The following is a 9902-nucleotide window of genomic DNA, read 5'->3' on the forward strand; positions in this document are numbered from 1 at the left end:
GCCACTCATCCCCGCCCGAAAGCGGTTCAGCGTTCGACTTGCATGTGTTAAGCACGCCGCCAGCGTTCGTCCTGAGCCAGGATCAAACTCTCCGTGAATGCTCTCGAAACAACAGCATCACAAGAGCGGTGCGCCACCGGCGGAATCAGCCGGCCACGCACACAGCATCCTCGCTGTCAAACAACAAACAATCAATCAAAGGAACCACCACAACCACCACAGGCACACACAATGCGGCCCGCGACGGAAACGGGGGTTGCCAAATATCTGGCGTTGACTTTTGGCACGCTGTTGAGTTCTCAAGGAACGGACACTGCCATCGGTATCCCTCTCGGGAATCCCTCCGGGCGGTGATCACCACCGTAGAGCATTCACCCGGGCTCCGCCAAATCGGGGAGGAAAGAGAAAACGCCTGGTGGCAACGGAGGCCGTGGAGCCCTAGCGGCTTCACGGCAACCCGAGCAACGTTACGGATCCGGGTCGGGAGTGTCAAGTGTGGCCTGTGTCACCTCATGGGTCACCAGTATGCGCACGGGGCTTCCGCGCCGCCGTTTATTGAGTAGCCGATCGATGACGCTCCGCACTACTGTCGCTCACTCGCGCGAGGGGAGGCAGGAATGTGATGCGCTCGACCGGGCTGTACTGGGCGGTGACGCGCGGGAGTTTCCGGCGGTTTGCCACGTATCGGGTCGCCACCGCGGCCGGCATCTTCACCAATACCGTCTTCGGCTTCATTCTCAGCTACACCTATATCGCCCTGTGGAGTCAGCGTCCGGGGCTCGGCGGCTATGACCAGTCCCAGGCGCTCACCTTCGTCTGGGTCGGCCAGGCCCTGCTGATGGCCCTGGCCATCATGGGCGGCGGTCTGGAGGTCGAGCTCCAGTCCCGTATCCGCAGCGGGGACGTGGCCATCGACATGTACCGGCCGGCGGATCTCCAGACGTGGTGGGCGGCGGCGGACGCCGGCCGGGCCGGCTACCACCTCCTCGCCCGCGGCCTGCTGCCGATGGCCGCCGGCGCGCTGGCGTTCCCGCTGGCGCTGCCGCTGGACCCGCTGCGCTGGGCGGCCTTCCTGCTGTCCACCGCGCTCGCGTTCCTGGTGAGCATCGCCATCCGCTACATGGTGGGGCTGACCGCCTTCTGGCTGATGGACGGCGCCGGGATCAACATGGCCGCCAGCCTGTGCTCCGTCTTCTTCTCCGGGATGCTGCTGCCGCTGACCGTCTTCCCCGGCTCCTTCGGCGAGGCCGTGCGGTGGCTGCCCTGGTCGTCCGTCCTCCAGGTGCCGGCCGATGTGCTGCTGGGGCGGCACACCGGCGCCGGGCTGCTGGCCGCGTTCGCCTTCCAGGCGGGCTGGGCGGTGGTGCTGCTCCTGGCCGGGCGGGCGGTACAGGCGGCGGCCACCCGGAAGGTGGTGGTCCAGGGTGGCTGAACTCGCCGGCCGGACCGTGGACGGGATCCGCGCCTACGGGCTGATCGTGGCCATGTGGGTGCGCTCCACCATGACCTACCGGGCCTCCTTCCTCGTCACCATGGCCGGGCACGGGCTGGCCACGGCACTGGACTTCGTGGCGATCCTCATCATGTTCACCCATGTGGAGACGCTGGGCGGCTTCGGCGTGGCGGAGGTCGCCCTGCTGTACGGGACGACGAGCCTGTCGCTGGGGCTGGCGGATCTGCTGCTGGGCAACATGGACCGGCTGGGGGCGCGGATCAGGGACGGCACGCTGGACACCCTGCTGGTCCGCCCGGTACCGGTGTTCGCGCAGCTCGCCGCCGACCGCTTCGCCCTGCGCCGCCTCGGCCGGGTGACCCAGGGGCTGCTGGTGCTGGCCTGGTCGCTGACCCGGCTCGACCTGGACTGGTCGCCGGGCCGGGCGCTGCTGCTGGTGGTCATGGTGGTGAGCGGCGGGGCCATCTTCGGTTCCCTCTTCGCCCTCGGCGGCGCCTTCCAGTTCTGGGCGCAGGACGCGGCCGAGGCGCAGAACTCGTTCACCTACGGCGGCAGCACGCTGCTGCAGTATCCGCCGACGATCTTCGCCAAGGATCTGGTGCGCGGGGTGACCTTTGTGGTGCCGCTGGCCTTTGTGAACTGGCTTCCGGCGCTGCGGCTGCTGGGCCGGGACGATCCCCTGGGGCTGCCCGGCTGGGTGGATCTGCTGTCGCCGGTGGTGGCGGCGGCGATGTGCGGGCTGACGGCGCTGGTGTGGCGGGCCGGGGTGCGCAGTTACCGGAGCACGGGAAGCTGAGGGATGCCGAGGTGAGGAATGTGACGACGGCGGAAGCGGGCGGAGCGCCCGGTGCGGCGGAAGCGGAAGCGGCAGCGGCGGCGGCCGGTGAGGTCCGGGCGGGCACGGGCGATCTGGTCGTGGTCCAGGGGCTGGAGAAGGTCTTCACGGTGCGGCGGCGGGTGCCCGGCCGTGGGCGGCTGCGCCGGGAGCGGCAGCGGGTGCGGGCGGTGGACGGGATCTCGTTCCGGGTGGCGCGCGGCGAGATGGTGGGCTACATCGGGCCGAACGGTGCCGGGAAGTCCACCACCATCAAGATGCTGACCGGGATTCTCACGCCCAGCGGGGGCCGTATCCGGGTGGCGGGCATCGATCCGTCCCGGGAACGGACCCGGCTGGCGCGGCGGATGGGCGTGGTGTTCGGCCAGCGCACCACGCTGTGGTGGGATCTGCCGCTGCGCGACTCCTATGCGCTGGTGCGGCGGATGTACCGGGTGCCCCAGGCCCGTTTCCGGGCGAATCTGGAGCGCTGCATGGAGCTGCTGGACCTGGAGCCGCTGATGGACGTTCCGGTGCGCCAGCTCTCGCTGGGGCAGCGGATGCGCGGCGACATCGCGGCGGCCCTGCTGCACGATCCGGAGGTGCTGTATCTGGACGAGCCGACGATCGGGCTGGATGTGGTGAGCAAGGCGAAGGTGCGGGGCTTTCTGCGCGAGCTGAACACCGAGCGGGGCACCACCGTGCTGCTGACCACGCACGACCTGTCGGACATCGAACAGCTCTGCCGCCGGGTGGTGGTGATCGACCACGGCCGGCTGATGTACGACGGGACGCTGTCCGGGCTGCACCGGCGCGGCCGGAGCGAGCGGACCCTGGTGGTGGATCTGGAGCGGGAGACGGAGCCGATCGGGATTCCCGGGGCGCGCACGGTGCGGGTGGAGGGACCGCGGCAGTGGCTGGCGTTCCCGGCCGAGGCGAGTGCCGCACCGCTGGTGGCGCAAATCGCGGAGGGGTATCCACTGGCCGATCTGTCGGTGCGGGAGCCGGAGATCGAGGAGGTGATCGCCCGGATGTACGCCCGGGGCGGGCGCGCGGACGGGTAGCGCCGGGCAGCCGGCGTCCCGCGTGGCGGCCCCGGGACCGTGGTCAGGTGGGGCCGTTGCCGCCGGAGGCGAGTTCACGGCTGCGGTCCCGGGCGGCCTCCAGCGCGGCCAGGAAGGCGGCCCGCACGCCGTGCTTCTCCAGTTCCCGGATGGCGCTGATGGTGGTGCCGCCGGGCGAGGTGACGGCCTCCCGCAGCCGTACCGGGTGCTCGCCGCTGTCCCGCAGCATCACCGAGGCGCCGTAGGCGGCCTGGACGATGAGGTCGTGCGCCTTGTCGCGGGGCAGGCCGAGCAGGATGCCGGCGTCGGTCATGGCCTCGACCAGGAAATAGAAGTAGGCGGGGCCGGAGCCGGAGAGCGCGGTGGCGGCGTCCTGCTGCGACTCGGGAAGCCGGATGGTCCGGCCCACGCTCCGGAACACCGCCTCGGCGTGGGCCAGATGCTCCTCCCCGGCGTGCGCACCGGCGGAGAGCACGGACATCGCCTCGTCGACCAGGGCGGGGGTGTTGGGCATGGCACGCACGACGGGGGTGCCGGGGCTGAGCCGGTCCTCCACGAAGCGGGTGGTGATACCGGCGGCGGTGCTGATCACCAGCCGGTCGGCCGGGGTGTGCGGGGCCAGCTCCTCCAGCAGGGCGCCCATGTCCTGCGGCTTGACGGCGAGGATCAGGGTGTCGGCGGTCTTGGCGGCCTCGGCGTTGGTGACGACCTCGATGCCGTGGCGGGCGCGCAGCTCGGCGGCGCGTTCGGCGCGGCGGCAGGTGGCCAGCAGGTCGGCGGCGGCCCGGCCGCCGCGGCGCATGCCGCCGAGCAGCGCTTCACCGATCTTTCCGGCGCCGAGGACGGCGATCTTCTCGGTCATGGGGTGGCTCACCTTGTCACGGTCTCGGGGGGCGTGACTCTCATGGTGGCACCCAGGCCGGTCGCGCCGCGCGGCCGTCCACGCTGCGGAACCGGACGGCGGGGGCGGACGGCGGGGGCGGACGGCGGGGCGCGGGGGGCTATGCCTGGCCGATGAGGTGGGCGAAGACCACGACATTGCCGAGGTAGCCCTGGCTGTGCGAGAAGCCGCCGCCGCAGGTGATCAGGCGGAGCTCGGGGCGTCCGGTGTGGCCGTAGACAAGCTCGTCGGGGAACATCTCGCGGCCGAAGACCTCCACGGCGTCCACCAGGAAGAGGGCGGTGCGGCCGTCGGCGCGGGCGACCTCCACCAGGTCGCCGCGGCGCAGCGCGCCCAGGTCGTAGAAGACGGCGGGGCCGTCGGCGTCGTCGACATGGCCGGCGATCAGGGCGGTGCCCTCGGAGCCCGGGGTGACACCGCCGTGGTACCAGCCGGCCAGATGGGACTTGTCCTCGGGCGGGATCTCCAGGCTGCCGTCCGGGCCGAGCCCGTAGCCGACGGTCGGGGCGTCCACGTCGATCGCGGGTATGCGGACGCCGATGGGCGTGGACGGCGGCAGCGATCCGGTGACCGCCGTGGCCCCGGCGGGGATCTCGGCGCGGGCGTCTATTCGGCCGGGATCGCCTTCCCCGCCGGGGCCGGCGGGAAAGCCCTGCTCCGCGCTGGGCTGGGGCGGGTCGGGGTGGCCGCCGGGCCCGGTCAGCAGCCAGACCGTGGTGGCCAGGGCGGTGGCCAGCGCGCCGGCCAGCAGCGCGTTGGCGGTCTTGTCGGCGGTCCGCATCGGTCCTCCTCCCGGCGCTCCCGGCACTCCCGGCGGCTCAGGCCTGCCGGTTCCGGCCGGCCGGGGCCGAGGACTGCGCCCCGGCCCGTCCGTCCCCTCTTCCGGATCCTCCGGACCGCGCGGTCAGTCCTCGCTGCCCGCGCTGCGGCGGCGGATCAGCCAGACGGCGCCCGCCGCGGCGGCGACCAGCGCGGCCGAGGTGCCGGCGATCAGCGCGGTACGGTCCTGGCCGGAGCCGCCGACACCGCCGCTGACGCTGCCGGAGGGCGAGGTGGTGGTGGTCGCGGTGGCGGTGGAGCTGGTCTGCACGACGCGCAGGGTGGCGGTGGCGATCCGGTTGCCGGTGGCGCAGCTCACCGCGATGCCGTAGTTGCCGACCGCGGTGTTGGCGGGCACCGTGAACTGGCCGATCAGCCCGCTGCTGTCGGTGGTGGGGCTCAGGGTGAAGGTGCCCACGCCGACGGAGGTGGCGTCGCCGGTGGCGCTGGTGTCGTCCTGGCAGTAGTCGGTGGTGACGGCCACGGAGTCGCCCGGCCTGGCCTGGTTCGGGAAGAGTTCGGCTTCGCCGAAGTCGCCCGCGGACGCGATGCCCGCGGACAGGACCAGGGCGGCTGCAGTCGCGGCCGTGGTCAGAGTCGCCGGAGCGAGGGCTCGGGGTGCACGCATGTTGGGTCCTGTCCTCCGCAGGGAAACGCAGCCACGGTGCCGGTACGCACCGCATGCCTCGATCCCATCGCCCGCGGCGGCCGGACGCGCGCCGGGCCGCGCGGGCAGGCCCGGGCCACGGGCCTCCCTCCGGGCGCCGCGGGCGGGAGAAACCGCAGGTCAGCGGGGTGAGGTTCGGCCCGGCGGGGACGGCGCAAGTTACGCCGCCCGAGCGACCCCCACTCGGCGCACACCCCGGCCGGGCCGCGGGCCCGTGGCGGGCCCGGACCCGGACGCGGTCTCCGGGTGACGCGCCCGCGGGTCAGGTGCGCTTCTTCGTGCGGCGCGAGGGATTGCCGGAACGCCGGCTGCCCCGGCGCTCGTACTGCTCCAGGGCCCGCTCGTACTCGGCCCGCCGCAGCCCCTCGCCGGGGGCCTCGATGCCGCTGCGCAGCGCGTACGCCAGCAGCACGCCGATGAAGCCGATCAGCTTGATGGACGCGAAGCTGGGCTCGTCGCCGCGCAGCGCGGCGGGCCGCCGGTAGGAGCCCCAGGTGCGGGTGAAGGCGATGGAGCTGCACAGTGCGAAGGCGACCACCAGCAGCACACGGAGCCAGTCCGAGGTCTCCGAGAGCTCCAGGCCGTCATACGCCAGGCGCAGCAGCAGCACCCCCGCCACCGCGAGCAGCGACGCGCCGAGCCCGAGCAGAAAGCGCCGCGGCAGATAGCCGCGCGAGTGGTCCAGCCAGCTCGTGCCGTAGAAGCGGATGGCCGCGGGCTCGGGACGGCCGCGGTCTTCCGGTGCGGCGGCGGCGGGGGCCGGGGACTGGTCCTTGCTGCTCATGACCCCGATTATCACCTTTGGCCACCGCTGCTGGGGAGACGCGGGGCATCGATACCCTGTGCTGACGGACAGGCCCGGGTCGGCGAAGGGGGAAGCGATGGCGGAGGGAGGAGTGGTGCCGCCGCGGCGGGTCGGGGAGTACCTCCTGGAACGCCGTCTGGGCTCGGGCGGCATGGGCGTGGTCTATCTGGCGCGCAGCACGGCGGGCCGGACGGTCGCCCTGAAGGTGGTGCGCCCGGAATACGCCGGGGACGAGGGCTTCCGCGCCCGTTTCCGGCGCGAGGTCGCGGTGGCCCGGCAGGTCAGCGGCGCCTTCACCGCCGCGGTGGTGGACGCCGACACCGAGGGCGACCCGCCCTGGCTGGCCACCCTCCACGTGCCCGGCGGCTCCCTGGCCGACCGGGTCCAGCACTCCGGCCCGCTGCCGGGGACCCAGACCGCACGGCTGGCCGCCCAGCTCGCCGAGGCCCTGCGCGACATCCACCGCCAGGGCATCGTGCACCGCGACCTCAAGCCCGGCAACGTCCTGCTCGCCCAGGACGGCGTACGGGTCATCGACTTCGGCATCTCCCGCGCACTGGCCGACAGCCGCCGCCTGACCGAGCACGGCACCATCCTGGGCTCGCCCCCCTTCATGGCCCCCGAGCAGCTCACCGCACGGCACACCGTCTCCGAACCGGCCGACATCTTCGCCCTGGGCACCGTCGTCGCCTACGCCGCGACCGGACACAGCCCCTTCGCGCCGCGCGGCACCGTCGAAGACCCCCTCGCCATCGCCTACCGCGTCGTCCACGAGGAACCCGACCTGCACGACATACCCCCCGCCCTCCACACCCTGATCAGCAGCTGCCTGGCCAAACAGCCCCACCGACGGCCCGGCGTGGAAACCGTCCTGCGCCTGGCCGGCGCCGCGCTCGCCCGGCTCCCCGGGGACTCCGCGGGGCCCGGCTCCGCCGCGGCGCTGCCCTTCTCCTCGCCGGCCGCGGGGGAAACGGCCGCCGGTGAGGACGACGGCGACGGCGACGGCGACGATGCGGACGACCGCACCGCGGGCGGTGCCCGCCCGGAAGCGGTCACCCCGCCGTCCGGGCTGGCGGAGCTGCCTCCCGGGCCCGGCGGGGCCGGTGACCCGCCGCGCCGCCGCCGGCGGTGGCCGCTGGTGAGCGCCGCGGCGGTGACGGTGGCGGCGGTGGCCACGGCCGGGGTGTGGGCGGTCTGGGGGGCGTCCGGCGCGGCGGAGGACGGGGACGGGAACGGCGCCGGGCCGGCCGCCACGGAGACCTCCGCGACCTCGTCGCCGGCCGCGGCCTTCGGGCCGTGGGAGCGGGATCTGCTGGAGCTGGGGGTGCGGGACATCACCGAGAACCCGCGGTGCCGGCCGCTCGGCGAGGACGGGGACCGGCTGCTGTGCTACTCGGGTTTCGCGGCCACGGTGGCGCTGGACGCCTCGGACGGTTCGGAGCTGTGGCGCCACAACCCGCCGCGCAGCGCCTTCACCCTGCCGCGGGTGCTGATAACCCCGGACGCCGTGTTCAGCCCCTCGCCCGCGGGGCTGGTGGCACTGGACCCGGACGACGGCAGCGAGCTGTGGGAGATCGACGTCCCCGCGCTGGGCCAGTCGATGGCCCGCACCGATTCCTCCCTGGTGGTGCAGAACGGGGACAGCGCGCTGCGCTTCCACGCGCTGGACTCCCCCGAACGCCTCGGCGGGTTCCAGGTGCCGGGGCGCTACTTCACGCAGCTCATGGCCCACGGTTCCCGGGTGCTGGCGGAGAGCCGTGTCGCGGGGGGCGACTTCCCCGGCTCCGGCCCGGATCTGACGCTGCTGGACGCGGCCGGGCGCCCCCTGTGGCCGGAGCCGCTGCGGCTGCCGCCCGAGGCGCAGGACCTGCGCATGATCGGGATGGACGGGGAGGCGGCCTACTTCGACGAGTTCGACGCCGACGGGCTGCCGGTGTCGCGGGGGGTGTGGCGGCTCGGCCTCACCGACCGGTCCTGGCACCGGACGGAGCTGCCGGAGGGCTCGGAGCCGCGTTCCGCTCTCGGGGAGAACGGGGTCGTCTACGCCACCGACGGCGCCGGCCGGCTCACCGCGGTGGACGCCGCGGGCGACGGCGGGGTGCTGTGGACGGCGGAGACCGGCGCGGCCGGCCCGTCCTCGGAGCCGGCCCTGGCCGGCGGCAGCATCTGGTTCAGCGGCTCGGACGGCCGCCTGCACCGGGTGGACGCCTCGGACGGCACCCCGCTGTGGTCCGGCGAGCCGCACGAGGGCACCCCGGGTCCCGGCAGTGACGCCTTTCCTCCCGCACCCGTCGTCCTCGGCGACCGGGTCTATGTCATCACCACCGGCAACACCCTCTACGCCACCCGCCCCGGGTGACGCCCGGCCGGGCGTCACCGGTTCACAGCCGTTCGAACGTCCAGCGCTGGGCCGCGGTGCCGTTGCACTCCCACATGTGCACATTGACGCCGCTTCGCGGGTCGCTGTTGAAGACGTCGAGGCAGTAGCCGGTCTGGTAGGAGACGATCCGGAAGGTGGTGTCGCCGGTGTTCTCGATGCGCCACTGCTGGTTCGGCCCGCCGTTGCACGCCCACAGCTGGACGTTGGCGGCCAGGCTGGTGGACTGGTTCTCCACGTCGGCGCAGTGCGACTTGACGTGCAGGGTGTAGGTGCCGTTGCCGGTGCGGTTCACCGTGACCTTCTGGGCCGCCGTGCCGTTGCAGGCCCACTGCTGGACGTTGGCGCCCAGCGGGTCGTCGGCGCCCACGTCGAGGCAGGCGCCGAAGGCGGTGTGGATGCGGTAGGTCACCCTGTGCTGAACCTGGGTGACGGGGCCGGTCTCCGCCTGCCGGGGTTCCTCGGCCGGCTGCCCGGCGGGCTCGCCGGCCGGTTCGTCCGCGGGCTCCTCGGCGGGCTGCTCGGCGGGGCCGTCCTCCGGCTGCTCCGCGGGCTGCTCGGCCGGTTCGTCCGCGGGTTCGCCGGCCGGCCGCCCGGCGGGCTCCTCGGCGGTGCCCCGGCCGGAGTCCCCGGCGGGCTCCTCCCCGGCCGGTTCCTGTTCCTCCTCCTCCGGCTCCGAGGGGACCCCGGTCTCCTCCGGCTCCTCGGCCGGGGAGTCCTCCGCCGGCGGTGCGGCGGCGTCCCCGGACGGGCCCTCGGCGGTGGGGGCGGGGCTGAGTGAGGCGGCGGCGGGCCGGGCGGTGTCGCCGCGCCCGTCGAACAGCACCGCTCCGGCCAGCCACACCAGCAGCACCGCGGCGGCCGAGGTCACCGCGCCGCAGCCGAGCGAGCTGAACACCCGCCGCGGGGGCCGCAGCCCGCGCGGCGCCACGGCGGGCCGCCGGGCGAAGGTGTGGGAGAAGCGGGGGCCGGGGGTCTTCGGCATGGAGAGATTCCTTACGG

At 73.7% G+C, this 9902-nt stretch carries 9 protein-coding genes and 1 rRNA gene; 4 read left to right on the forward strand and 6 right to left on the reverse strand.

Annotation, left to right across the window (positions count from 1 at the left end):
* A 16S ribosomal RNA gene (locus BM242_RS24520) occupies nt 1–98 on the reverse strand; the annotation flags it as partial.
* Nucleotides 99–622: 524 nt separating this feature from the next.
* On the opposite strand from BM242_RS24520, the gene BM242_RS24525 reads away from it, so the two are divergent.
* From BM242_RS24525 to BM242_RS24535, 3 genes are all read left to right on the forward strand, one after another.
* Nucleotides 623–1432 (forward strand): ABC transporter permease, encoded by an 810-nt coding sequence (locus BM242_RS24525; RefSeq protein ID WP_093841113.1) that lies wholly within the window; start codon nt 623–625, stop codon nt 1430–1432.
* A gap of 52 nt (nt 1433–1484) precedes the next feature.
* The gene (locus BM242_RS24530; protein ID WP_175541567.1) at nt 1485–2249 is read left to right on the forward strand and encodes an ABC transporter permease; all 765 of its coding nucleotides are present in this window, start codon (nt 1485–1487) and stop codon (nt 2247–2249) included.
* Nucleotides 2250–2362: 113 nt separating this feature from the next.
* Nucleotides 2363–3331, forward strand: coding sequence for an ABC transporter ATP-binding protein (locus BM242_RS24535; RefSeq protein WP_245834494.1), 969 nt, complete (start codon nt 2363–2365; stop codon nt 3329–3331).
* Between the two features lie 43 nt (nt 3332–3374).
* Here BM242_RS24535 and proC read toward each other — a convergent pair whose 3' ends face one another.
* The 4 genes from proC to BM242_RS24555 form a co-directional block, all read right to left on the reverse strand.
* Nucleotides 3375–4193, reverse strand: a complete 819-nt coding sequence (proC, locus tag BM242_RS24540) for a pyrroline-5-carboxylate reductase (protein WP_093841116.1) — start codon at nt 4191–4193, stop codon at nt 3375–3377.
* Between the two features lie 139 nt (nt 4194–4332).
* Nucleotides 4333–5013, reverse strand: coding sequence for a class F sortase (locus BM242_RS24545; protein WP_093841117.1), 681 nt, complete (start codon nt 5011–5013; stop codon nt 4333–4335).
* A 123-nt stretch (nt 5014–5136) separates the two neighbouring features.
* Nucleotides 5137–5679: a hypothetical protein gene (locus BM242_RS30965; protein ID WP_093841118.1), complete on the reverse strand. Its 543-nt coding sequence runs from the start codon at nt 5677–5679 to the stop codon at nt 5137–5139.
* A 301-nt stretch (nt 5680–5980) separates the two neighbouring features.
* Nucleotides 5981–6502 (reverse strand): hypothetical protein, encoded by a 522-nt coding sequence (locus BM242_RS24555; RefSeq protein WP_175541562.1) that lies wholly within the window; start codon nt 6500–6502, stop codon nt 5981–5983.
* A gap of 97 nt (nt 6503–6599) precedes the next feature.
* On the opposite strand from BM242_RS24555, the gene BM242_RS24560 reads away from it, so the two are divergent.
* Nucleotides 6600–8882, forward strand: coding sequence for a protein kinase domain-containing protein (locus BM242_RS24560; protein ID WP_175541563.1), 2283 nt, complete (start codon nt 6600–6602; stop codon nt 8880–8882).
* Between the two features lie 22 nt (nt 8883–8904).
* Here BM242_RS24560 and BM242_RS30970 read toward each other — a convergent pair whose 3' ends face one another.
* On the reverse strand, nt 8905–9885 hold the full coding sequence (locus BM242_RS30970; RefSeq protein ID WP_093841120.1) for an RICIN domain-containing protein: 981 nt from the start codon (nt 9883–9885) through the stop codon (nt 8905–8907).
* Nucleotides 9886–9902: the final 17 nt, after the last annotated feature.

Origin of the sequence: Streptomyces aidingensis (assembly GCF_900112355.1) — a bacterium.
Lineage (GTDB): Bacteria > Actinomycetota > Actinomycetes > Streptomycetales > Streptomycetaceae > Streptomyces > Streptomyces aidingensis.

Coding starts and splice junctions, on each gene's coding strand:
- BM242_RS24525 (WP_093841113.1), top strand. CDS start 623: ATGCGCTCGACCGGGCTGTACTGGGCGGTGACGCGCGGGAGTTTCCGG.
- BM242_RS24555 (WP_175541562.1), bottom strand. CDS start 6,502: ATGAGCAGCAAGGACCAGTCCCCGGCCCCCGCCGCCGCCGCACCGGAA.
- BM242_RS24560 (WP_175541563.1), top strand. CDS start 6,600: ATGGCGGAGGGAGGAGTGGTGCCGCCGCGGCGGGTCGGGGAGTACCTC.
- BM242_RS24545 (WP_093841117.1), bottom strand. CDS start 5,013: ATGCGGACCGCCGACAAGACCGCCAACGCGCTGCTGGCCGGCGCGCTG.
- proC (WP_093841116.1), bottom strand. CDS start 4,193: ATGACCGAGAAGATCGCCGTCCTCGGCGCCGGAAAGATCGGTGAAGCG.
- BM242_RS30965 (WP_093841118.1), bottom strand. CDS start 5,679: ATGCGTGCACCCCGAGCCCTCGCTCCGGCGACTCTGACCACGGCCGCG.
- BM242_RS30970 (WP_093841120.1), bottom strand. CDS start 9,885: ATGCCGAAGACCCCCGGCCCCCGCTTCTCCCACACCTTCGCCCGGCGG.
- BM242_RS24530 (WP_175541567.1), top strand. CDS start 1,485: ATGTGGGTGCGCTCCACCATGACCTACCGGGCCTCCTTCCTCGTCACC.